The sequence below is a fragment of the Enterococcus sp. M-BR2 genome (assembly GCF_056612775.1).
In genome coordinates this window covers 1,695,856-1,718,377 of sequence record NZ_CM152743.1, presented here as the reverse complement: position 1 = coordinate 1,718,377, position 22,522 = coordinate 1,695,856, and the positions used below count along the sequence as shown (strand labels likewise).

Annotated in this window: 22 protein-coding genes, 1 pseudogene and 1 other annotated feature; of the genes and pseudogenes, 18 read left to right on the top strand and 5 right to left on the bottom strand. The window is 37.2% G+C overall.

Annotation, left to right across the window (positions count from 1 at the left end; all coding sequences use genetic code 11):
* Positions 1-8: 8 nt before the first annotated feature.
* Positions 9-677: an L-serine ammonia-lyase, iron-sulfur-dependent subunit beta gene (gene sdaAB / locus AC1F25_RS08380; protein ID WP_002309998.1), complete on the bottom strand. Its 669-nt coding sequence runs from the start codon at positions 675-677 to the stop codon at positions 9-11.
* Between the two features lie 342 nt (positions 678-1,019).
* Between sdaAB and rplK the strand changes: the two genes are divergently transcribed.
* The 6 genes from rplK to AC1F25_RS08350 all read left to right on the top strand — a co-directional run bounded on the left by rplK (position 1,020) and on the right by AC1F25_RS08350 (position 5,553).
* Positions 1,020-1,442: a 50S ribosomal protein L11 gene (gene rplK, locus AC1F25_RS08375; RefSeq protein WP_002291638.1), complete on the top strand. Its 423-nt coding sequence runs from the start codon at positions 1,020-1,022 to the stop codon at positions 1,440-1,442.
* 103 nt (positions 1,443-1,545) lie between these two features.
* Entirely contained in the window at positions 1,546-2,235 is a 690-nt protein-coding gene (gene rplA / locus AC1F25_RS08370; RefSeq protein ID WP_002291636.1) for a 50S ribosomal protein L1, read from the top strand.
* A gap of 78 nt (positions 2,236-2,313) precedes the next feature.
* Positions 2,314-2,441 (top strand) — a sequence feature (ribosomal protein L10 leader region).
* Positions 2,442-2,560: 119 nt separating this feature from the next.
* Complete coding sequence (gene rplJ / locus AC1F25_RS08365) at positions 2,561-3,064, top strand: 50S ribosomal protein L10 (RefSeq protein ID WP_002291634.1); 504 nt, start codon at positions 2,561-2,563, stop codon at positions 3,062-3,064.
* Between the two features lie 52 nt (positions 3,065-3,116).
* Positions 3,117-3,485 (top strand): 50S ribosomal protein L7/L12, encoded by a 369-nt coding sequence (gene rplL, locus AC1F25_RS08360; RefSeq protein WP_002291633.1) that lies wholly within the window; start codon positions 3,117-3,119, stop codon positions 3,483-3,485.
* Between the two features lie 106 nt (positions 3,486-3,591).
* On the top strand, positions 3,592-4,281 hold the full coding sequence (locus AC1F25_RS08355; protein WP_002345548.1) for a TVP38/TMEM64 family protein: 690 nt from the start codon (positions 3,592-3,594) through the stop codon (positions 4,279-4,281).
* A gap of 81 nt (positions 4,282-4,362) precedes the next feature.
* Positions 4,363-5,553, top strand: coding sequence for an MFS transporter (locus AC1F25_RS08350; RefSeq protein WP_479994040.1), 1,191 nt, complete (start codon positions 4,363-4,365; stop codon positions 5,551-5,553).
* Between the two features lie 55 nt (positions 5,554-5,608).
* On the opposite strand, the gene AC1F25_RS08345 is transcribed toward AC1F25_RS08350, so the two are convergent.
* Complete coding sequence (locus tag AC1F25_RS08345) at positions 5,609-7,141, bottom strand: ABC-F family ATP-binding cassette domain-containing protein (protein ID WP_002320501.1); 1,533 nt, start codon at positions 7,139-7,141, stop codon at positions 5,609-5,611.
* 233 nt (positions 7,142-7,374) lie between these two features.
* Here AC1F25_RS08345 and nagB point away from each other — a divergent pair, with 233 nt between their 5' ends.
* From nagB to AC1F25_RS08320, 5 genes are all read left to right on the top strand, one after another.
* Complete coding sequence (gene nagB, locus AC1F25_RS08340; protein WP_151668636.1) at positions 7,375-8,076, top strand: glucosamine-6-phosphate deaminase; 702 nt, start codon at positions 7,375-7,377, stop codon at positions 8,074-8,076.
* 204 nt (positions 8,077-8,280) lie between these two features.
* Complete coding sequence (locus tag AC1F25_RS08335) at positions 8,281-8,994, top strand: MgtC/SapB family protein (RefSeq protein ID WP_002290559.1); 714 nt, start codon at positions 8,281-8,283, stop codon at positions 8,992-8,994.
* Between the two features lie 178 nt (positions 8,995-9,172).
* Positions 9,173-10,312: an AI-2E family transporter gene (locus AC1F25_RS08330; protein WP_002310004.1), complete on the top strand. Its 1,140-nt coding sequence runs from the start codon at positions 9,173-9,175 to the stop codon at positions 10,310-10,312.
* 380 nt (positions 10,313-10,692) lie between these two features.
* Positions 10,693-12,429 carry a DUF2264 domain-containing protein gene (locus AC1F25_RS08325; protein ID WP_479994039.1) on the top strand — a complete coding sequence of 579 codons (1,737 nt, stop codon included), beginning with the start codon at positions 10,693-10,695 and terminating at the stop codon, positions 12,427-12,429.
* Positions 12,416-13,249, top strand: coding sequence for a hypothetical protein (locus AC1F25_RS08320; RefSeq protein ID WP_002290562.1), 834 nt, complete (start codon positions 12,416-12,418; stop codon positions 13,247-13,249). The genes AC1F25_RS08325 and AC1F25_RS08320 overlap by 14 nt, the downstream gene beginning before the upstream one ends.
* A 126-nt stretch (positions 13,250-13,375) precedes the next feature.
* Here AC1F25_RS08320 and AC1F25_RS08315 read toward each other — a convergent pair whose 3' ends face one another.
* From AC1F25_RS08315 to AC1F25_RS08305, 3 genes are all read right to left on the bottom strand, one after another.
* Positions 13,376-15,163 (bottom strand): glycoside hydrolase family 35 protein, encoded by a 1,788-nt coding sequence (locus tag AC1F25_RS08315; RefSeq protein WP_479994038.1) that lies wholly within the window; start codon positions 15,161-15,163, stop codon positions 13,376-13,378.
* Between the two features lie 15 nt (positions 15,164-15,178).
* The gene (locus tag AC1F25_RS08310; protein WP_002310009.1) at positions 15,179-16,342 is read right to left on the bottom strand and encodes a glycoside hydrolase family 88 protein; all 1,164 of its coding nucleotides are present in this window, start codon (positions 16,340-16,342) and stop codon (positions 15,179-15,181) included.
* Positions 16,343-16,468: 126 nt separating this feature from the next.
* Entirely contained in the window at positions 16,469-17,176 is a 708-nt protein-coding gene (locus tag AC1F25_RS08305) for a GntR family transcriptional regulator (protein WP_002290565.1), read from the bottom strand.
* A gap of 277 nt (positions 17,177-17,453) precedes the next feature.
* Here AC1F25_RS08305 and AC1F25_RS08300 point away from each other — a divergent pair.
* The 7 genes and pseudogenes from AC1F25_RS08300 (at position 17,454) to alsE (ending at position 22,318) form a co-directional block, all read left to right on the top strand.
* Positions 17,454-18,937 (top strand): annotated as a pseudogene (locus tag AC1F25_RS08300) (BglG family transcription antiterminator).
* Positions 18,927-19,322 (top strand): PTS sugar transporter subunit IIA, encoded by a 396-nt coding sequence (locus AC1F25_RS08295; protein ID WP_002316826.1) that lies wholly within the window; start codon positions 18,927-18,929, stop codon positions 19,320-19,322. Before AC1F25_RS08300 ends, AC1F25_RS08295 begins: the two are co-directional and overlap by 11 nt.
* Before the next feature lie 13 nt (positions 19,323-19,335).
* Entirely contained in the window at positions 19,336-19,650 is a 315-nt protein-coding gene (locus AC1F25_RS08290) for a PTS fructose transporter subunit IIB (protein ID WP_002316825.1), read from the top strand.
* A gap of 15 nt (positions 19,651-19,665) precedes the next feature.
* Complete coding sequence (locus tag AC1F25_RS08285; RefSeq protein WP_002310015.1) at positions 19,666-20,118, top strand: PTS sugar transporter subunit IIA; 453 nt, start codon at positions 19,666-19,668, stop codon at positions 20,116-20,118.
* 16 nt (positions 20,119-20,134) lie between these two features.
* Complete coding sequence (locus AC1F25_RS08280; protein ID WP_002310016.1) at positions 20,135-20,455, top strand: PTS fructose transporter subunit IIB; 321 nt, start codon at positions 20,135-20,137, stop codon at positions 20,453-20,455.
* 19 nt (positions 20,456-20,474) lie between these two features.
* Positions 20,475-21,572 carry a PTS fructose transporter subunit IIC gene (locus AC1F25_RS08275; RefSeq protein ID WP_479994037.1) on the top strand — a complete coding sequence of 366 codons (1,098 nt, stop codon included), beginning with the start codon at positions 20,475-20,477 and terminating at the stop codon, positions 21,570-21,572.
* 56 nt (positions 21,573-21,628) lie between these two features.
* The gene (alsE, locus tag AC1F25_RS08270) at positions 21,629-22,318 is read left to right on the top strand and encodes a D-allulose 6-phosphate 3-epimerase (protein ID WP_002314126.1); all 690 of its coding nucleotides are present in this window, start codon (positions 21,629-21,631) and stop codon (positions 22,316-22,318) included.
* The last annotated feature ends 204 nt before the right edge of the window (positions 22,319-22,522 follow it).

Sequence of the window (22,522 nt, the reverse complement as noted above, 5' to 3'; positions counted from 1 at the left end):
TCAGCTCCTTAATCGAAATAGTTTACGCTGTCGATATTTGGCAGATGTTTGAGTCTTCTTACTGTTTCTTCAACTTGAGGATTATCTACTTCAATGATCATGATGGCGCTTTCGCCTTTTGATTCCCGTGTCACTGTCATAGTACCGATATTCGTATTGGTTTCAGAAAGTATACCAGTCACTTTAGCGATCATCCCTGGAACATCTTGGTGAACAACGATCAAGGTAGGTGTTCCCATGCTTAAAGAAATTTTGAATCCATTCAATTCAGAAATCTGGATATTGCCACCGCCAATCGAAATGCCAGTAACTGAAAGCTTTCGTGTTCCTTTTTTTAGAAGCATCTTTACAGAATTCGGATGTTCGGCTTTTTCACTCTTAGGAACAAACAAGACTTCCATGCCAGCCTCATATGCCAATTTCAAAGAATCAGCTAAACGTTCATCATCAGGTTCCATTCCTAATAGACCACCAACTAATGCAATGTCTGTTCCGTGACCTCGATAGGTTTTTGCAAATGATTCATATAGATAAATATCTACAGAATCAGGTTGCTCGCCAAATATACTGCGTATGATCTTCCCAATTCTAGCTGCTCCGGCTGTGTGGGAGCTACTTGGACCAATCATCACAGGTCCAATAATATCAAAGACACTTCTATACCTTAAATCTTTCATTTTCTCCACCTCATTTTGTTATGTAGGAATCTTTGTACAAGGGTCTAAAAAACCGTGTTATTGTTTGCTTTCATCTGTTGAACCATGCTAGCGCAAGTGTAACATAAAAGAAGAAATGGGAACGAAAAATTGTTGTTTTTTTAGAATAAATTTAGCGTTTATTCAAGCAAAATGTAAAAATAGCAGAAAAAAATCTTGAAAAAACAAATAAATTTGCTATACTGTACCAGTGTGCATTGTTTTGCACATTATTTGTCTGGATTTTTTCAGATCAGATAAAACGTGGGAGGAGAAATATGCATCTCCAATTAACCACATCACGGACTTAAGGAGGTATGTCTCGTGGCAAAGAAAGTAGAAAAAATCGTTAAATTGCAAATTCCTGCAGGGAAAGCAACTCCAGCTCCACCAGTAGGTCCTGCACTAGGTCAAGCGGGTATCAATATCATGGGATTCACAAAAGAATTCAACGCTCGTACAGCTGATCAAGCAGGTTTGATCATTCCGGTTGTTATTTCTGTATACGAAGACCGTTCATTCACATTCGTTACAAAAACACCACCAGCTGCTGTTCTATTGAAAAAAGCAGCTAAAATCGAAAAAGGTTCAGGTGAACCAAACAAAAATAAAGTTGCGAAAGTTTCTAGCGATCAAGTAAGAGAAATCGCTGAATTAAAAATGGAAGACCTAAACGCAGCTAACGTTGAAGCAGCAATGCGCATGGTTGAAGGAACTGCACGAAGCATGGGGATCACTGTAGAATAATCTCTATACCCTAAGACAGCAGCTTCTCAGTTGGCTCTATATTGAAAGATATAGAACACGTGGGAGGTACAACCGTTATAACCACAATCAAGGAGGAACCAAAATGGCTAAAAAGAGCAAAAAAATGCAAGATGCATTAAAAAAAGTTGATTCAAGTAAAGTTTATCCTGTTGCCGAAGCAGTAGCTTTAGCAAAAGAAACAAACATTGCAAAATTTGATGCAACAGTTGAAGTTGCATACCGTTTGAACGTAGACCCTAAAAAAGCAGACCAACAAATCCGTGGTGCTGTTGTATTACCAAACGGAACTGGTAAAACACAAACTGTTTTAGTTTTTGCTAAAGGAGACAAAGCAAAAGAAGCTGAAGCAGCTGGTGCAGATTTCGTAGGTGACGACGACATGGTTCAAAAAATCCAAAACGGATGGTTTGACTTTGACGTAGTTGTTGCAACACCTGATATGATGGCTACTGTAGGTCGTCTAGGACGTGTATTAGGACCAAAAGGCTTAATGCCAAACCCTAAAACTGGTACAGTTACAATGGATGTAACAAAAGCAGTAAACGAAGTGAAAGCTGGTAAAGTAACTTACCGTGTAGACAAAGCTGGAAACATCCATGTACCAATCGGAAAAGTTTCATTTGATGATGAAAAATTAGTTGAAAACTTTGCAACAATCCATGATGTATTGCTAAAAGCTAAACCATCAGCAGCTAAAGGTCAATACATGAAAAATGTAACGATCACAACAACATTTGGACCTGGTATCCATGTTGACCAAGCTTCTTTCTAATCAAATATTAGAACGTTGATTGATCCAACTGAAAAATAATTCTTGACTCAACTAGTTTAGCATGCTAAGCTAGTTGAGGTTAATAATTAACTTGTACCGAAGACAGTAGGTGGCGCCAAGCCTTAATTTCCTACCGAGGACGTTTATTGAATATATTCAATAGTCCCTCTATGTCTGCGGTGGCATAGAGTTTTTTATTGTGAATCACTATGAACGAAGAGAATAGATGATGAACAATACTGGTTGAGCAAAGAAACTATACAAGTGATTTGCCTTTTCAGTTCAAAAAACTCTTCCATCAAAATTCAGGAGGTGAAACTCAAAAATGAGTGAAGCAATTATCGCAAAAAAAGCAGCAATCGTTGATGAAGTAAGCGAAAAATTTACAGCAGCTGCATCAGTAGTAGTCGTTGACTACCGCGGATTAACAGTTGATGAAGTAACACGTTTACGTAAACAACTTCGTGATGCTAACGTAGAAATGAAAGTTATCAAAAACTCAATTCTTTCACGTGCAGCTAAAAAAGCTGGCCTTGAAGGCATGGACGAAGTATTCACTGGACCTACAGCCGTTGCATTCAGTAACGAAGATGTAGTTGCACCAGCGAAAATCATGGACGAATTTGCTAAAGAAGCAAAAGCATTAGAAATCAAAGGCGGTATCATCGAAGGTAAAGTATCTTCATTGGAAGAAATCACAGCATTGGCAAAATTGCCAAATCGCGAAGGACTTCTATCTATGTTGCTATCTGTACTACAAGCGCCAGTCCGCAACGTGGCTTACGCTGTCAAAGCAGTGGCAGACAAAGAAGATGGAGATGCAGCTTAATTGCCGCATAAAGTATTAAATAATAAAGAACATTTAAACGGAGGAAATTATAATGGCATTGAACATTGAAAACATCGTTGCTGAGTTAAAAGAAGCAACTATCCTAGAACTTAACGACCTAGTTAAAGCTATTGAAGAAGAATTTGGCGTATCTGCTGCTGCTCCTGTAGCTGTAGCTGCTGCTGGTGGCGCTGCTGCTGCTGAAGAACAAACAGAATTCACTGTAGAATTAACTGCAGCTGGAGACCAAAAAGTTAAAGTTATCAAAGCAGTTCGTGAAGCAACTGGCTTAGGCTTGAAAGAAGCTAAAGCTGTAGTTGATGGCGCTCCTGCACCAGTTAAAGAAGGCGTATCTAAAGAAGAAGCTGACGAATTGAAAGCTAAACTTGAAGAAGTTGGCGCATCTGTAACTGTTAAATAATTTTTTAACTATTTAAAAGCACTGAGATCCTATCTTGGATTTCGGTGCTTTTTTGTTTTTATGTTAAACTATTATTTAATGAATATAGTTTTTTTCAGGAGGTAATATGAAAAAGAAAAAAATCCGATTGATTTTGATCACGTTGGGAATCGTTCTGATACTTATGGTGGGCTATCGGTTGTATTTGGAATATCAGACAGATATACAATTATTTTTAAACCCTAGAGCAAGTAAGGAAGAGCTGCTTGCACATATTCGTTCTCATGGTTTTTCTGCATCGCTACTCTTGATTGTGTTGACAGCGGTGATGTGTGCTGTTCCGGGTATCCCTACTTCGGTTATTGGTGTCATTGCCGGATTGAGCTTTGGTCCGTTTATTGGGGCAGGTATCAATGTTTTAGGGAATGCTCTGGGCAATATTTCCGCTGTGTTTTTGATGCACCGATTGAAGTTTTTAGACAAGAAAACTGAAAAAAATCATTGGGTGCAATCCATTCGGCAAATGAGACATCCCAAAATAGGCGTCATGTTAGGTTACATGATACCGGTGATCCCATCTTCTATGGTCAATTTTGCTGCAGATGCGATGAAATTGCCTCTTCAGCAAATCGTAATGTCGATCGTGATTGGAGTCATCCCTTCATCTGTGTTGTATGCGTGTGGGGGAGAAGCTCTGTTTCACGGATATAATAAAACTGCAGTCACGTTGGTTGCAAGTGTTACTGTGTTAGTAGGGTTAGTTGTCTTCATTTATAAAGATCGCAAGAAAAAACAAGGAAAACAAAGACAAAAATAATAAGTATGGCGAATAGTTGTATTTTTCTATTTCCAATCTTTTCCATAAGTTGTAAACTAAGATAGGAAATGGGGGAAATCAATGGAGAGTAAAGAAAAAACACCTTTAACAACATCGCTTATTTTATTATTATCAATCACTTGCGGCGTCGTTGTTGCCAATATGTATTATATCCAGCCGATTGGAACAAAAGTAGCAGCTAGTTTATCTGTTAGCACAAGTGCAGTCGGGATATTGACAATGTTGACCCAGTTGGGCTATGCACTAGGGCTACTGTTTTTAGTTCCTTTAGGAGACGTGGTGGATCGTCCAAAATTAATTATACGAATGGCAGCGTTATCTGCTATCTCGCTGTTGGCCGCTTTTTTTGCGCCTTCGTTTGCGTTATTTGCATGCGCTTCTTTTTTAATAGGATTACTTTCGATCGTGCCGCAAATTATCATTCCTTACGGTGCGGTACTAGCAGGACCAAAAGCAAGAGGAAAAGTCATGGGAACATTGCTTAGCGGTTTACTCGTGGGGATTTTGCTTTCTCGGACTGTATCTGGTATTGTTGCCAGTCTTTTTTCTTGGCGGATAATCTATTTATTTGCTTTATGTGCCGTCGGGATTCTTACACTTCTGCTTTACTGGAAGATGCCGCGTTCTGTCCAGCAAAGTAGTACATCTGTTTCATACCTTGATTCACTCAAAAGTTTGCCGCATTTAGTTGCCTCTCAACGTTTATTAAGAGAAGCGGCAGTCAGCGGATTTTTTATGTTTGGCACATTTTCAATCTTTTGGTCTACGTTGATTTTTTATATCAGCAGTCCCGCTTACAATTGGGGGACTTTTGAAGCAGGGATATTAGCGATTTTTGGGTTGTCTGGAGCAGTCGCTGCGCCTATCGTGGGACGACTGGCAGATTCTTATTCTGAAAGAAAAATTGTATATATGGGACTTGTTATGCAAACAATAAGTTTTATTGCTTTATTGGTTGGCGGAAGCCATTTGGCCATTTTGCTTTTAGCTATTATTTTATTAGACGTCGGGAATCAATTTGGTCAAGTCGCCAACCAAACACGAGTACAAGGACTAGGTGAAGCAGCAAGCAACCGAAATAATACTGTATTTATGTTTATGTACTTTATTGGAGGTGCGGCTGGTTCATTGCTAGGGACGACCATGTGGCAACAGTATGGTTGGTTAGGTGTAACGGTTAGCGGACTCGTTTTTCAGGGATGTGCGTTTTTCTTTCAATTCGTTGTTTTTCGAGAGAAAAAAGAAAACTGAACAACAAAAAAACTGATGATCATGCTATCATCAGTTTTTTTGTCTTTTTGTCTCATTACTTTGGTTCAATCTCAATGACTCGTTGAACAAGATCTTGATAAAATTCTTGTTCATGAGAGACGATGATCACCGTTCCTGGAAATTTCCGAATGCCATCTTGTAAGCTTTCTTTTGTTTCTTGATCAATATGGTTCGTCGGTTCATCGAGAATCAGTAAATTACCTTGGTTCATTGTCAACTGTGCAAGTTTCACCTTGGTTTGTTCTCCACCACTTAGTGTAGTGAGAGGTTCGCTTGCTAATTGATTGACTAGTCCAGCTTTAGCTAATTGGCGACGTAATTCTTTGATAGTCGCTTTTGGAAATTGACTGCTTAAGTATTGCAGTGGTGTTTCTAATGGATTTTCCCAGTATAGATCTTGTGAAAAGTAATTGATTTTTGTGTTATCTGGGAAGTGGAAATCGCCACTTATTTTTTCGATCTCACCAATCAATGTTTTTAACAAAGTAGATTTCCCAATCCCGTTGAAGCCTCGAATGGCAATATTTTCACCAAAACGGATGGTCAAATTAATGGGCGCAAGTAGCGGTCGATCATAGCCGATGACTAAATCAGTTGTTTCCACTGCCAACGTCGTGACAATAGGCGAGAATGGAAAATCAAAGACAGCTTTACTTGCTGAAGCGGGAGGCGTCAACCGTTCGATTTTATCTAATTGTTTTTGTCGGCTTTTTGCCATCGTTGATCGGGAACCGGCTTTGTATTTCCGAATATAAGCTTCAGTCTTTTCGATTTGTTTTTGTTGAGCATGATATTGGCGCAAATAGCTTTCACGATTTTGTTCCTTTTGTTTCAATGCTTGTTTTAGATGGCCAGTATACTTAGTAATCTTTCCAAACTCGATGTCTGCGATATGGGTGGTGATCTGATCAAGAAATTCTTGGTCATGGGAAATCACGATATACGCACCGTCAAAATCCTGAAGAAACTGCGTCAGCCATTGGATATGCTGATCATCTAAGTGATTGGTTGGTTCATCTAAGATTAGAACATCTGGGTTTTCTAAAAGTAGTTTTGCTAAAATCACCTTTGAACGTTGTCCACCACTTAGATTTTTCAACAGTGAATCTAAACCTAAGACATCGATCCCCAACCCGCTGCTCATCTCAGCAACTAAGGTGTCGATTTGATAAAACACTCCTTGGTCTAATTCCGTTTGGAGTTTCCCAGCTTTTTCTAGCAAGGAATCATCGAAGGTCTCGCTATATGTTTGGTAAAGAAAAGCAATTTTTTCTTCTTTTTCGTATTCTTTTGCGTACGCAGTTTTTAGAAATTCTTCGATCGATAATGTTTCATCGACTTCTACATATTGATCAAGGTAACCTTTATGAATATTTTTTTGCCAATGGATCTGTCCATCATCTGGCAGGATCTCACCAGTGATGATTTTAATCAATGTACTTTTGCCGGCTCCGTTTTGTCCGATCAGCCCAAGATGCTCGCCAGCGTTTAATTGCAGATCGACCCCTTCGTAGAGGATTTTATCGCCGAACTGCTGGGTGATGTTGTTTAATGTCAGTATACTCATAATAACTCCTTTTTCATAAAAAAACTGCAGACATAAAGTGTCCACAGTGAATCAATTGCTTGGTTTTCATGCAACATGGATTGTTTGATTGAACCATCTTATGAAACCTAACACGGATGCCCTTTTGTTGTCAAGAAAATGAAAAAAATAGAATTTGGTCTATACTGATTATTGTAAAAAGAAAAAAAGAATGCTATAATTGGGCTATACCAAAACACAAAGGAGCAATCACTATGGAAATCATTCGTGTAAAAAACGCTGAAGAAGGCGGAAAAAAAGCATTTGAAATCATCAAAGAAGGTATGAACAAAGGTGCAAAAGTATTAGGATTGGCAACAGGAAGCACACCAGTTACTTTATATAAAGAAATAACTTCAAGCGATTTGGATTTCAGTGAAATGACTTCTGTAAACTTAGATGAGTACGTTGGACTAGGTGGTTCAGATGAACAAAGCTACCGCCATTTCATGGATGTCCAATTATTTGATAAAAAACCATTCAAGGAAACATTTGTACCAGATGGGAAAGCAGAAGATCTGGAAGCAGCATGCAAAAAGTATGATCAAATCATCGATGCTCATCCAATCGATATCCAAATTTTAGGAATCGGGCAAAATGGACATATCGGGTTCAATGAACCTGGTGCTTCATTTGACGGAACAACTTCAGTAGTTGATTTGACAGAATCAACGATCAATGCAAACAAACGATTCTTTGATAAAGCAGAAGATGTACCAACAAAAGCTGTTTCAATGGGAATTGGCTCAATCATGAAAAGTAAAGAAATCGTCTTGATGGCGTTTGGCGAAAGCAAAGCTGATGCAATCAAAGGGATGATTGAAGGACCTGTAACGAATCATTTACCAGCAAGTGTATTGCAAAACCACGACAATGTCGTTGTGATCATCGATGAAGAAGCAGCAAGTAAATTGTAATTTACCAAAGAGGCTGGGACAGAAGCGTTTAACTCCAAGAAATAAGAAGGAGTTGCTTCTGCTTCCGCCGTTTACACATGTTTAGAGTGTGTGACAAAAGTTTTTCTTTACTTTTGTCCCACGCTCTTTTTCGTAAGAGGTAAAAATTGCACTTTTTTTGTCTGCTCCTTTCAGACATGATATATTGGACTGGAGGGTGTTTAGATGAATGATATGGTATTGACAATTCCAGAGATTATTTTACGTTTAGGGATCGCTATGCTATTTGGCGGAGCAATTGGCTTTGAGCGACAATATAAAAATCGTCCAGCAGGGATGCGTACGCATATTTTAGTTTGTATGGGAGCATGTATCATTGCATTGATCCAAGTCGAGATCGCTAGTGGAGCATTAAGAGATGCTTTAGCGTATCCACAGCTTGCTGGAACGATCCGTTCAGATGAAGCAAGGCTGATTGCTCAAGTAGTGAGTGGCGTCGGTTTCTTAGGTGCAGGAACGATCATCGTCACGAAACAATCAGTGACGGGACTTACGACTGCCGCTTCTTTATGGGCTATTGCCGGATTAGGGATCGCCATCGGCATGGGTTACTATTCCATTGCGATCATCAGTTTTATCGGGATTGCTATTGCACTCACAGTAGTGAAACGCGTGATCCATGTACCTACGACTAAAAAGTTAGAAATCCAATTTATCCATAGAAAAGAAACCAAAGATTTTCTTACCGATTATTTTGAAGAGAAAAATATCGTGATCGAAGATGTGAATTTTGATGTGAAATTCGTTGATGACTATCGTGTATATAAAAATATATATACGATCGATCTTCCTAAAGGACTCACTTATGCCGATGTAATCGAGGAATTGTCCGTGCACAAAAATATCACAAAGCTACATTTAGTCAGTATTGCGCAATAAACGATCTGCCCAAAACGATTTTTATTTTGAGCGGATCGTGTTTTTGTTGAAGTACTCTTCTGATCAGTAAAATACCTTTCCTTTTTTATTTTGTTTTTTTTAAGCAAATGAAAATCTCAGCGCGTAATTCTTTGTTAAATGATAGAATAGAAGTATCAAAGGAACTTGGAGGAGAGGTATGCAATCACGTTTTAAACAATCAAAATTATTTTTCTGGACAGTGGAGCTAGTACTCACGATCGTCGGTGTGTATTTCATTTTACAAATGCCGAATATTTTTAGTCCAATATTGAAAATGCTTTCGGCTATTTTTTTGCCGTTGCTTGTTGCTGGTTTTATCTATTATATGTTCGATCCAATCGTTGTTTTTCTCGAAAAACATCGGATTCCGAGAGTGTTGGGTTTTTTATTGACATTTTTGGTCGTAATCATTTTAGTTGTTTTGGCTGTCATGAATGTAGTACCTCAGTTAGTGGAGCAGACGATTCAATTGACTCAGAGCCTGCCAATCTATGCAGATGAAACAAGCAAATGGCTAAATGAATTGGCGCAGCGAGAAGAGTTTAAAAATTTCAATTTGGAAGAACAATTAGCATCAGCGAATTTATCTCTCAGTAATTTGTTCAATATCATATTGGTCAGCTTATCTGCAAGTGTCACTAAAATCATTTCATTCATGATGCAATTTTTTATTTTGTTATTTACGGTTCCATTTATTTTGCTGTTTATGTTCAAGGATGGACACAAATTTATTGATGCGTTGTCTCATTTCTTTCCGAAAGCGATTCGTAAAGAGTTGCGACAAACAGTGAAAGAATTAAATGAAACATTATCTGCCTATATCAGCAGTACGATCTTAGATGCTTTGATTATTGGTGTGATGAGCTTTTTGGCAATGAGAATATTCAATCAGCCTTATAGCTTATTGCTTGCGGTCATTTGCGGCATCACGAATATTATCCCATATGTCGGTCCTTTTATTGGAGCAGTACCAGCAATCATTGTCGGTTTGTTTATCTCTCCATTTCAAGCTTTGTACATGGCGTTGTCGATTTTAGTGATTCAGCAATTAGATGGAAATTTGATCAAGCCGTTGTTGTTTGGAAAATCAATGAATATCCATCCACTGACGATCATCTTGGTATTGATTGGAGCAGGAAGTGTCGCAGGAATATTAGGCATGCTGATTTGTATACCTGTCTATGCAGTGATTAAGACAATAATATTAAATATTCGGAAAATCTATTTATTGAGAAAAATGGAACATGTTTCTGAAAAGTTAGATAGTCCAAAATTGCTGGAAGAAACAAGTGAATAAGCCTATTTAAAAAGGGATCTTAGCGTTCATTTTATTTAGATGTACGTTGAGATTCTTATTTATATGATCCAGTTGATGCTTTTTTATAATCTAATCGATCCGTCCTGTTTAGGGTGGACGAATGAGCAAATCATGGGGTAAATATTGTTTACTGGAAATGGCTCAAAGGTATATTAGATTTCTTTCATTTTAGATAGAGTAAGTAAAACGAAGAAACCACAAGAAATGCTTCCAAGAGAAAACAATACTAAGTGTGTTAACATATTAAGTTTTGACTATCCTGTTTTCTCACTCATTTCATTTTCATCTCACTCAGAAGTCTCTCCTGAAACCGATTTTCTACCATGATATCCTAAAGAAAAAGAATTCGGAGGGTTGTCATGAATCAGTTAAAACAAAATCTATTTTTGACGCGGCGCGATTTTGAAGAAGCACTAGAGGAGATAATTCTGCCTTTAAAACAGGAACTATTCAATAGTGAAAAACCAGGAGTACGTCTAGGGAGTAGCGGCGCGGTTTATGACGAGGAGAGAGCAGAAATGGAGGCATTTATTCGTCCATTATGGGGATTGGCACCTTATTGGATGAACCATGAGACGAAAGATGAGTTGAAAGACGTCTATCGAAAGAAAATCTTGAAAGGGATGAATCCAAAAGATTCTTTTTATTGGGGAGATATTAACGATTATGACCAATATATCGTAGAAATGGCAGCGTTATCTTTGAATCTGTTATTGAATCGAAACTATTTCTTTGATGAACTGTCAGGCACTTCCAAACAACAGTTGATTCATTGGCTAAAACAAGCCTTAGATAAAAAAATACCTAAAAATAATTGGACATTTTTCAAAATTTTGATCCGAATCGCTTTAAAACATTGTGGTGAATCATTAGATAAAGAAAAAATGGAAGCAGAATTACGCTTTATTGATACGATGTATGTAGGAAAAGGCTGGTATATCGACGGTAAATCTTCGCAAAAAGATTACTATGTTCCTTTTGCTTTTCATTATTATGGATTGATTTTTGCCAAGTTAATGAAAGACGACTTTCCTGAGTGGTCAGAAAAATTCATCTATCGTGCAAAAGAGTTTACGAAGGACTATATTTATTATTTCGACTCCGATGGAGAAGCGTTACCTTATGGACGAAGTCTCATCTATCGATTTGCACAAGGTGCTTTTTTTTCTGCATTGATTTTTGCAGAAGTGGAAGCAATCCCTTGGGGTCAGATAAAGACGCTTCTTTCCAACCATATGAAGCAGTGGATGACACACGATATCTTTACTTATGACGGACGGCTATCCATTGGGTATCATTATGAGAACCTTGTGATGGCAGAAGGTTATAACGCACCGGGGTCTCCCTATTGGGCATTAAAAGTATTTTTATTACTAGCAACTAAAAAAGAACATCCGTATTGGGAAGCCAAACCTGAACCAGTCAATACCAAAGAGAAAAGATTGATTGATAATGGAAATATGCTTTTGTGTCAGGCAAAAGAAGGAAAACATGTACTTGGTTATCCACATGGTTTGATGATCGATGGCCAAGCGCATGCCCCAGCGAAATATAGTAAGTTTGTCTACTCTACTAAATTCGGCTTTAGTGTGCCAAAAGCGGGAATCACATATGAAGAAGGGGCATTTGATAATACATTAGCTCTTTCAAGAGACGGTGAATATTTCAGGACAAAGAAAAAGGTACGAAGTAGTGAAGCAACAGAGACTTTTGTTATGTATGAATGGCAACCATTCCAAGAAGTGCTGATCCAAACAGAAATTTACCCATTTGGTGAATGGCATGTTCGATTCCATGAAATATATACGACGATTCCTTTAGAGATAAGAGAAGGCGGATTTAGTCTTTTGGTAAAAGAACCAGAAATAACTTTGTCGAAAGACTGTGCAAAAATAAAAGAAACGCATGTGTCTCAAATCATTGCAATCGAGGGGTATGAAGAAGCAGGTATTCAGGTACTAGAACCAAATACTTCTGTATTCTTTCCAAGAACCAATCTTCCCTATTTGAAAAAGAAAATCGAACCTGGCACCCATCGCTTTATTTGTTTAGTTGGCGGAATAATAAATGGAGGAGAAAAAAATGATCCAAATTGATCTAAAAAATAAAAATAATCAAGTAGTTATTGGCAAAATCGATCACGAGAAAAAAGAAACCGCATTTTCTGCAAATGGAGAAGAAATAGCAGTTTTAGCAATCAAAAATCACACATATGAAGTAGGAGACAAACTGGTCATAACGAAAGAGAAAAATGATCACTATTTTGTTGTGCAATTAGATGAAACATTGGCACCGACACTTCTTTATATTCCAGAGAAGAAATGGGAATATGTGATTCCGCTAGAAGAAACGAAAGCTTCAGTAGAGACGGGATTTCGTTCAAAAAGACATCACATATATGTTCGTAAAGCCTATGATTTTGAAGTGGAAAGCTATCGGAATGTATCTACAAACCCTCATGATCAAAAATTGTTCAGTGGAGCATATCCACATGCATATGCTAATGTAGAGACGAGAAATGATGTGACTTTTTTTGCTAAAAATGCGATTGACGGAAAGTTTGGTAACCGCTCACATGGGTCCTATCCATTTACTTCTTGGGGAATCAATCAGCAAAAAGATGCAACTTTGACGATCGACTTTGGACGCTCAATCCAAACCGATCGAGTAAATCTTTTGTTTCGAGGAGATTATCCACATGATAGCTATTGGACAGAAGTTTCTATTTGTTTTTCTGATGGAGAAACAATAAAAGTAGCAACAACAGATACGCTTGAATTTCAATCGTTTTACTTTCCTGAAAAAATGACGAGTTCAGTTACTTTGAAAAATTTGAAAAAAGCAGAAGATACGTCACCATTCCCAGCATTAACACAAATTGAGATTTTCGGACGAGAAGTAATCACTTGTACTTGATTAAGAGAAATAATAATAGAAAAGCTATTCACTATATAAGGGAATCCGCTTTGAAAATCGAACAATGATTTTCGTAGGACTCCCTTTTTGTATAAGCTAATTTACAGGATGATTATTTTGGATCGTTCATGACAAATCTTTTTTTATTGGTTGATCTGAAAAAATCAATGTATCAATTGATATACCTTCTGTTTCAAAAATAACCACTTCATTTCTGCCTTTTTTGAGTACATCTTTTGGACAATATAGTGATAAAACAGGCCCATGATTCCAGTACCTCCCGAGATTGAATCCATTGACGATGACGATCCCCTTACCATATAAAGAACAATCGATATAAGCATCTGCTTCTTCAGCAAGATCAAACTCAAATTGATAAAAAGAAGGCTGTGACGGGTCTTTGCCAGCGGAATAGTCGATTTTATCTAGTTGAGCTTGTTCGAAAGTCAATGGGTAATGGCGGTATCCAAGATGGAAATGGATATCTTGCATGACACCATTGCGAATCCCTTTTGATTGGGAGGGACTATTCAATTTTGCACCGTAATTAACTCTTCCTAAATTCTCAACTAGAACATCTAATGCGATAGTGGGCTGATTTTTTTGTCCTTCAATCATCATTTCATCACCCAGTGTTTCTTGTGTTTGCGTTTGGTCGTATTTGCCGTCAATATATATTTGTGCACGATCGTTTGTTTCGATTAAACGTAATTTATTTTTATGTCCGTAATTTTTTAAGGTAAGTGAATATAATAAATAGCCGTAGCCATTGCTTGCTTGTTCCATTGTCAAAGGGTAATCTGTTTTGATTTCTTCACAGATCTGTTCTTTTATATGAAATAGAGAAACGCTTCTATTTACCGGATAAGTCCCTAGATTTTTTAACGTTTTTGTTCGGGGCTCTGCTTGCCAAACAGATGGACAAACTTCTTTGATGACCCTTTGAACTGCATAATATTTCTCAGTAGGTTGTCCAGCTTCGTTTAATAGTGCATCGTAATCATAGCTTGTGATTTGCGGAAGATCTGTATTGCCTCGAGCAGAACATCCATTATAAAAACCAAAATTTGTTCCCCCGTGGAACATATATAGATTCAAGGAACCAATTTCTAACATCTCTTTTACTTCAGTTGCTAATTCTTCGGGATCACGCGTAATGATAGGTTCTCCCCATCGATTAAACCATCCATCCCAATACTCCATACACATGATCGGCCAATTTTTTTGATGATTCTGCATAAATTCTTTTAAGACCTGCGCATTTTCTTTTGAGTGGCTTCCAAAATTACCAGTCACAAAAATGTCTTCATCAATTAATGTACCAGCATCTAACACCTCTAGCCAAGCACCATCGGAGGTAAATAAAGGAACATCAATCGAATGTGCAAGCATCAATTCTTTTGTTTGGCGTAAATAAGATTCTTCCATTCCGTAAGAACCGTATTCATTTTCGAGCTGCATCATGATGACTGGACCACCTTGTGTGATCTGAAGAGGTGCAAGTTTTGGTAGAAGTACTTGATAATAATTTTTCAACTTTTCCATAAATCGAGGATCGGTAGAACGTACTCTTATATTAGGTTCTTTCAATAACCAAGCAGGTAATCCACCAAATTCCCATTCAGCGCAAATGTAGGCGCAAGGACGTAAAATTACCATCAAGTCTAATTCTTGTGCAATTTTTACAAATCGAACGACATTTTTAAATCCGGAAAAATCAAAGGAACCTTCTTGTGGTTCGTGAAGATTCCACGGAATATAAGTTTCAACCGTATTTGCTCCTAGTGCTTTTAAATTATATAAACTGTGCTCCCATTGAGAAGGGGGTATTCTGAAATAATGGATTGCCCCACTAATGATTTTTGTAGGAATACCGTCGACTAAAAATTCGTCTTTTATTTTAAATGTTTGCATGTCTATTCATTCTCCTTACCAGTAAGTGTTCCATTCAGGTTTTGCTAAACGCATAAGCGCTTCTAAATAAAAGTAGTCGCCCCATAGATTTGGCTCATCGACTCCTTTTCCTTCCGCATGAGCATAAACGCCATGTAAAAGAATTCCTTCATTTTCTGGATCATTTTTAGCAGTATAGTGTGTTCCTAATTGATAAATCATTCCTTTTGCTATTTCTTTTGCTTCAGGATACGCTTCCATTTTTTCTGCTTCTAATAATCCACATGCAGCAATCGCTAGAGAAGAACTGTCTTTATCTGATGGAAAATCATCATTGAAATCAAAATCCCAGTAAGGTACAAGATCTTGAGGTAAATGTTCTAAGAAAACATCGACGATCGCTTTGTAGTTCAACGGAAAAGGAGCAGAATGCAAGTATCGCTCGTTTAGTGGAATCCCTAAAATCGCCCAACTTTGCCCTCTAGCCCAGATCGACTCATCACTATGACCTTGATGTGTTGCACCATGTGTTGGAACTCCTGTGTTTGAGTCAAAATAATAGGTATGGAAAGTCGTGGCATCTTCACGAATCACGGTATGCAACAATGTCTGGTAATGCTTGAAAGCCACTTCTTTATAATGTGGGTCATTAGAAAGCGTACATGCTTGGAACAACAAAGGAAGATTGATCAAAGAATCAATAATCAAGCGGTATTCGAGAGGATCACCGTATGCTCCCCAAGCTTGGATAAAATTCCCTTTGTTCTGAAATCTTGCCACTAAAATATTCGCAGCTTGTAAAAGCGATTCTTTACACAACTGACTATCCACGACTTTATACCCGGCTCCAGCAGATAAACTATAAAGAAAACCGATATCATGATGATCAAGGATGAAGTGTTGGTCTAAGCGTTTTTGAAAGCTATGGATATTTTCCATTGCACGTACTAGAAATTTCTCTTCTTTTGTCCATTCATAAGATAACCAAAGCATTCCCGTCCAAAAACCATTTGTCCAATCATCATTTTTTTTGATTCGATATTTTCCGTTTGTTGCACAAGCTGAAGGGAAATCTAACCCGAAACGAACCATATTTTTTTTGATACGCATCATGCACCATTCAAATTGTTCATCCAACCAATTTTTATCTACAAATGTTCCTAATTCAATCAACATTTCCTTTTTTTGTTGAAGATTCATAGCTACCTCCTCTTAAAATGTTAACATATTAACTTAAAAATAGTATAACGTATTTAGAAAAAAAAAGCGAGTATTCAAGAGGATTTAAAAAAGTTTCTTAGAAGAGAGCAAACAAAAAAGTGAAAGCTATTCCGCTTCCACTTCAATTTTTGTTTTAAAGTATTTCCAATGTTTATAACTGATGATATATTCTGCTACACTTTGATCTGCTAAGTAAGAGTGTTTGATTTGTTGTACAACAGGTTCTCGGAAACTTAGATTCAATAGATTAAGTAGTTCTGCATGCTCTGGGAAAACAATTTCATTTGTTTCCACAGAAGCAAGGGAAAAAAGATCAATCCCAAAATCTTTACGAACTTTTTCGTATATACTTGAATAGACAGAAATATCTTTTGCTATTGGTTCTTTCACTAATTTTTTTGGTAAGTGAGTGATGTGGACCAAAAAGGGTGTGTCTTCAAAGAAACGAACACGTTTAATTTTATAGTAAGAAGCATTTGCTGGTAAGCCTAATTCCTTTAAAATATCCATTTCATTTTCTTCCTCAATCGAGAGTACTTTAACTTTTTCTTTATCTAAAGAATGTAGTTCGATATCAGAGAATTTCACACTTTGAGAAACTTTTGATTTTGAAACGAATGTTCCTTTTCCTTGGATACGATAGAGATAGCCTGCAGCAGTTAGTTCATTGAGAGCCTTGACTGCAGTAATTGAACTAACAGAATATTTCCGTTTGATATCTGCTTCTGAGTAAAATTTATCACCAGGAATAAAGTGGTGGTTTTTGATTTCTTCAAGTAAGTCTTGCTTGATTTGCTCGTATTTAGGAATCATACTAGAAGTCTTCCTTTCTTTCATCATCATTATCTAATAGGATAACATGTTAACATATCCAAATCAATTAAAACCCATAAAGTCTGCTATTGCAGAAGTAAATAAAATTATGACGGTAGATGAATTTAGTGGAACTTTATAAAAATAATAGAAGTAAATTGGGATAAAACATCACATTTTAGAAAGCGGATACAAAAATGTCTGATGCAATGGACAAATTTCAGTGAAACAGATGGGGTAAAAATGGTTATGATAAAGATACAAAGGGGGAAGGATCATGACTAGTCAAATGAATCGAGAAAATAAATTAGTGCTACTATTGTCAAAACAAAATCATTACATGACTTCAGAAGAATTAGCTGATTTATTAGATACCTCGACTAAAACGGTCTACCGCTTAGTAAAAAAAATAAATACAGAATTTCAAAATGGTCACTTGATTTTATCAGAAAAGGGGAAAGGGTATAAATTAGACTACGAAAAATTTATTGAACGAAACAAAGAAACAAATAATCTATCAATTAGTCTATCGCCAAATGAACGTCAGAATCGTGTAATGGAGGAACTTTTACTGTCTTCACCAAGAGCAATCAGGATATCTGAGCTTTTTAATGCCTACGAGGTGGGTGATTCGGCAATTTCCAATGATGAGAAAAGTATCGCCCAAAAGTTGAGGAAGTTTGATCTTCAATTGATTCGAAAAAATCGGACATTAGCCATCAAAGGTTTAGAAGAAGATATACGTAGAGGGCTTGCAGAAGTTATTTGGCGCATGAATATCCTTGATATAGATGAAATAAATGCTTCGAAAACGTTCAATTTCAATCGTTACGATGTCTTGTTCGTTTCAGATCAATTAAAGCTAATCGAAAAAATATTAGAAGGTGGACTTCCTTATCCTTACAATGTCAATATTTTTTCACATCTGTATATCTTGATCAGTCGCTCAAGGAAAAGGAGTGCTCCCGCCAGAGAAGAGGAACTAACCACGGAACAAATTGAATTCTTTGAAAAAGATAACCAAATTAAAAAAACAGCCGAAATCGTTATACAAAATGTTGAAAAATATCTGGCAACTTCGTTATCTGTGAATGAATCTTACTATCTCTATCAGTATCTAGTTTCCTCAAGAATGGAAAAAACAACAAAAGAAATAAAAAAATTTCCAGAAGAGGTAGAAAAAATCACTACTTACTATTTAGAAGAAGTAGGCAAACGAATCAATATGAAAGTGACAAATGAAAGTATTTTTATTGATCTAGCCAATCATATCAAACCAATGATCAATCGCTTAAAAAACCGTATCCACGTAAAAAATGGCTTGTTGGACCAAATTCAGCTGACCTATGAAAAAATCTATAACAGTGTGTCTGAAGTATCTAAAGAAGTCAGTCAGCACTTCAAATTACCTCTAATCAATGCAGATGAGATTGGCTTCATAACGTTGTATTTCGCACGGATGTTAGAAACACAACAATTACCGATTCAGACATTGATTATGTGTACGACAGGTATTGGAACTTCTGAATTGTTGAAAGCAAAAATCATCAAAAAATTTCCAGACTTAAATATAGTAGATGTCATTGCGACAAAAAACTATCGTACGGCTTTAGAAAAAAATCCGAACATCGAATTGATTTTGACAACAGTTGGAATCCGCTCACGATTAGGAGTCCATACATTACTTGTTAGTGCGATGCTAACAGCAGATGATCAATCACGAATCCAAAAAAGATTGGGGAAATCTATAATGAAAGATGAGTTCATCGAAAGAATCGAAGTATCCGTTACTTCTCAACGAGAGGCATATCATTGGTTAGCAAGTTCACTTTACCCTGGAGAAGAAGAGAAAATAAGCATATTGATGGAAGCTTTTCTTATGCGTGAACAAAATGGAAATATTCAAATCGAAGAGGGGATCATTCTTCCTCATATTGAACATGAGTTGATCACTGAATCAAAAATCATCATTTTGTATCCCCAAAAAACCATTATTCAATGGAACGAAGCAATCGAACAAGTCGATTTGATTCTTTTTGTATTGCTTTCGCCAAACGAAACTACGGAAAAAAAGAAGAAAATAGCGAATTTCATGAGATGTTTAGCTGACGAAAGATTTATTCAAACATTAAAGAAAAGAAAATAAGGAGAGACAAAAGATGAAAATCGTAGGAGTAGCCGCATGTACAGTTGGGATTGCCCATACGTATATTGCACAAGAAAAATTAGAAAATGCAGCCAAAAAAGCAGGACACGAGATGCACATCGAAACGCAAGGAACGATTGGAATCGAGAATGAATTAACCCCAGAGCAAATAAAAGAAGCAGATCTCGTGATTCTGGCAATTGATGTGAAAATAAGTGGCAGAGAACGATTTGAAGGAAAACGTATCATTCAAGTACCGACGGAAATCGCCATCAAATCACCCAATAAACTAATCGAAAAAGGCGTTGAAGTCGTAAAACAAGCGTGAAGGAGTGGAAATGCCATGGAAGTAACAAACATCATCGATCCGAATACGATCAAAACAAACTTAGCAGGAACGACAAAAGAAGAAGTACTTGAAGAATTAGCAACTATATTGTTGGAAAATGCGTATATCACCGATATAAAAGAATTTATGAAAGATATATATGCTCGTGAGAAAGAAGGGCAGACAGGTATTGGGAACTACATTGCAATTCCTCATGGAAAAAGTGCATCTGTCAAAAAGATCGGGGTAGCAATTGGAGTGACAGCTCGAGAAATCCCTTGGGAAACATTAGATGGTAAAGGGGTAAAAGGAATTATTTTGTTTGCTGTGGGTAATGATAATGATGGGGCTAAAACTCACTTGAAGTTGTTATCTTTATTTGCAAGGAAATTAGGAAACGATGAAGTTGTTGAACAATTGATTAAAGCAAAAGAGACAAAAGAGGTCATCGCAGCATTTGCATCATAAAAAGGAGGAAGAAAACATGAAGATCATAGGAGTAGCCGCATGTACAGTTGGGATTGCCCATACGTATATTGCACAAGAAAAATTAGAAAATGCAGCCAAAAAAGCAGGACACGAGATGCACATCGAAACGCAAGGAACGATTGGAATCGAGAATGAATTAACCCCAGAGCAAATAAAAGAAGCAGATCTCGTGATTCTGGCAATTGATGTGAAAATAAGCGGCAGAGAACGATTTGAAGGAAAACGTATCATTCAAGTCCCCACTGAAATCGCCGTAAAGTCACCCAATAAACTGATCGAAAAAGCACAAGAAATAATTGAAAAACAACTTGCTTGATCATAAGGAGGGAAAAAAGATGGAAAAGATAAAAAAGTTAAATTTAAAGGGACATTTATTGACAGCGATTTCTTATTTGATTCCAATCGTTTGTGGAGCAGGATTCTTGATTGCTATCGGGATGGCGTTCGGTGGGACAAGTCAAGGAACACTGGTACAAGGTGAATTTTCTTTTTTTGATGCTTTAGCAACAATGGGAGGCGCTGGTTTAGGGTTACTTCCTGTAGTCATTGCAACGGGGATTTCTTATTCTATTGCAGCAAAACCAGGGATTGCTCCAGGGTTCATCATCGGATTGACAGCGAATGCTATTGGGGCTGGTTTTATTGGAGGGATATTAGGTGGCTATTTTTCTGGATTTCTCGTGTTAGCTATTTTAAACCATGTGAAAGTCCCAAATTGGGCAAAAGGACTGATGCCAACATTGATTATTCCCTTTGTTGCTTCTATCCTAGGTGGGTTAATCATGGTCTATATCATTGGAACTCCTGTTGCCTTGTTTACGTCTATTCTTACGAATTTCTTAGAAGGATTAGGTAATTCGTCCTTGTTGATTTTTGGCGGTGTGATCGGCTTACTAAGTGGCGTTGATTATGGTGGACCAATTAACAAAACGGTTTTTGCTTTTGTTCTCACAATGCAAGCAGAAGGAATCAATGGGCCAATTACAGCCCTCCAATTGGTGAATACGGCGACGCCTATCGGGTTTGGATTAGCTTACTTTGTCGCAAAAATATTTCGGAAAAACATCTATACAAAAGTGGAAGTCGAAACATTGAAATCAGCTGTTCCAATGGGTGTGATCAATATTGTCGAAGGTGTGATCCCACTAGTGATGAATGATATCGTCCGAGGTGTGGTTGCTACGGCTATTGGCGGATTTGCTGGTGGTGCAACGACAATGATCCTAGGCGCCGATGCAACAGTACCCTTTGGCGGTGTATTGATGATTCCGACGATGTCCAGACCTTGGGCAGGCGTGATAGCAATCTTAGTGAATGTTCTTGTGACAGCCGTTGTTTTGGCAATTATTAAAAAAGATGTGGGAAAAGAAGTCGAATCCGTAGTGGAAAAGGAAGAAGAAGATATTGACTTGGGAGACATTCAGATTTTCTAAGTCCTTCATTTAGTCGGGGATTCAATCATTGATTTTTAAATAAAGGAGTCTTATATATGAGTAAAGTTTTGTTCTCACCATCTTTAATGACGATGGATCTGGATAAATTTAAGGAACAAATTGAGTTTTTGAATCAGCATGTCGATTCTTATCATATCGATATCATGGATGGCCATTATGTACCTAATCTGACATTGTCTCCATGGTTCATTGAGGAAGTGCGAAAAATCAGTCATTTACCAATGTCTGCCCATTTAATGGTCACAGACCAAAGTTTTTGGGTGAATCAATTGATTTCACAAAAATGCGAATGGATTTGTATGCATGTCGAATGTTTAGATGGGCTAGCCTTTCGATTGATTGATCAGATCCATGCTGCAGGACTAAAAGCAGGAGTCGTATTAAATCCTGAAACACCTATTGAAACTATTTTCCCTTATATTGATTTAGTGGATAAAATCACTATCATGACAGTCGATCCCGGTTTTGCTGGACAGCGCTTCATCGAAAGCACATTAGATAAAATCGTTGATTTAAGAAAACTTCGTCAAGAAAAGGGATATCATTATTTGATTGAAATGGACGGATCTTCGAATCGAAAATCATTTAAGCGAATTGATCATGCCGGACCAGATATCTATATCATCGGCCGTAGTGGATTATTTGGTTTAGACGAAGACATTGAGAAATCATGGGCCATCATGAAAAGAGACTATGAGGAAACAACTGGAAAAAGTATAGAATAAGGAAATAGTTAAAAAGGTGAGAGGCAAAAGTTTAAGAGTTACTTTTGCCTCTCACCTTTTTGTATGCTGATACTTTTTAGATAATTGTACAGAAATAAAAAAACATAATATGTTAAGATGTTAGGTTTACGAATGAGATAAACTATGTTATAGTGTGCTTGTACAAAAGATAATATGTTAAGTAGGATTTTATTTTTGGGGAGG

Coding starts and splice junctions, on each gene's coding strand:
- nagB (WP_151668636.1), top strand. CDS start 7,375: ATGGAAATCATTCGTGTAAAAAACGCTGAAGAAGGCGGAAAAAAAGCA.
- rplJ (WP_002291634.1), top strand. CDS start 2,561: ATGAGTGAAGCAATTATCGCAAAAAAAGCAGCAATCGTTGATGAAGTA.
- AC1F25_RS08310 (WP_002310009.1), bottom strand. CDS start 16,342: ATGAATCTTCAACAAAAAAAGGAAATGTTGATTGAATTAGGAACATTT.
- AC1F25_RS08305 (WP_002290565.1), bottom strand. CDS start 17,176: ATGATTCCTAAATACGAGCAAATCAAGCAAGACTTACTTGAAGAAATC.
- AC1F25_RS08330 (WP_002310004.1), top strand. CDS start 9,173: ATGCAATCACGTTTTAAACAATCAAAATTATTTTTCTGGACAGTGGAG.
- AC1F25_RS08350 (WP_479994040.1), top strand. CDS start 4,363: ATGGAGAGTAAAGAAAAAACACCTTTAACAACATCGCTTATTTTATTA.
- AC1F25_RS08355 (WP_002345548.1), top strand. CDS start 3,592: ATGAAAAAGAAAAAAATCCGATTGATTTTGATCACGTTGGGAATCGTT.
- AC1F25_RS08285 (WP_002310015.1), top strand. CDS start 19,666: ATGGAAGTAACAAACATCATCGATCCGAATACGATCAAAACAAACTTA.
- AC1F25_RS08325 (WP_479994039.1), top strand. CDS start 10,693: ATGAATCAGTTAAAACAAAATCTATTTTTGACGCGGCGCGATTTTGAA.
- AC1F25_RS08315 (WP_479994038.1), bottom strand. CDS start 15,163: ATGCAAACATTTAAAATAAAAGACGAATTTTTAGTCGACGGTATTCCT.
- AC1F25_RS08320 (WP_002290562.1), top strand. CDS start 12,416: ATGATCCAAATTGATCTAAAAAATAAAAATAATCAAGTAGTTATTGGC.
- AC1F25_RS08345 (WP_002320501.1), bottom strand. CDS start 7,141: ATGAGTATACTGACATTAAACAACATCACCCAGCAGTTCGGCGATAAA.
- AC1F25_RS08275 (WP_479994037.1), top strand. CDS start 20,475: ATGGAAAAGATAAAAAAGTTAAATTTAAAGGGACATTTATTGACAGCG.
- AC1F25_RS08335 (WP_002290559.1), top strand. CDS start 8,281: ATGAATGATATGGTATTGACAATTCCAGAGATTATTTTACGTTTAGGG.
- rplL (WP_002291633.1), top strand. CDS start 3,117: ATGGCATTGAACATTGAAAACATCGTTGCTGAGTTAAAAGAAGCAACT.
- AC1F25_RS08290 (WP_002316825.1), top strand. CDS start 19,336: ATGAAAATCGTAGGAGTAGCCGCATGTACAGTTGGGATTGCCCATACG.
- AC1F25_RS08295 (WP_002316826.1), top strand. CDS start 18,927: ATGAAAGATGAGTTCATCGAAAGAATCGAAGTATCCGTTACTTCTCAA.
- AC1F25_RS08280 (WP_002310016.1), top strand. CDS start 20,135: ATGAAGATCATAGGAGTAGCCGCATGTACAGTTGGGATTGCCCATACG.
- sdaAB (WP_002309998.1), bottom strand. CDS start 677: ATGAAAGATTTAAGGTATAGAAGTGTCTTTGATATTATTGGACCTGTG.
- rplA (WP_002291636.1), top strand. CDS start 1,546: ATGGCTAAAAAGAGCAAAAAAATGCAAGATGCATTAAAAAAAGTTGAT.
- alsE (WP_002314126.1), top strand. CDS start 21,629: ATGAGTAAAGTTTTGTTCTCACCATCTTTAATGACGATGGATCTGGAT.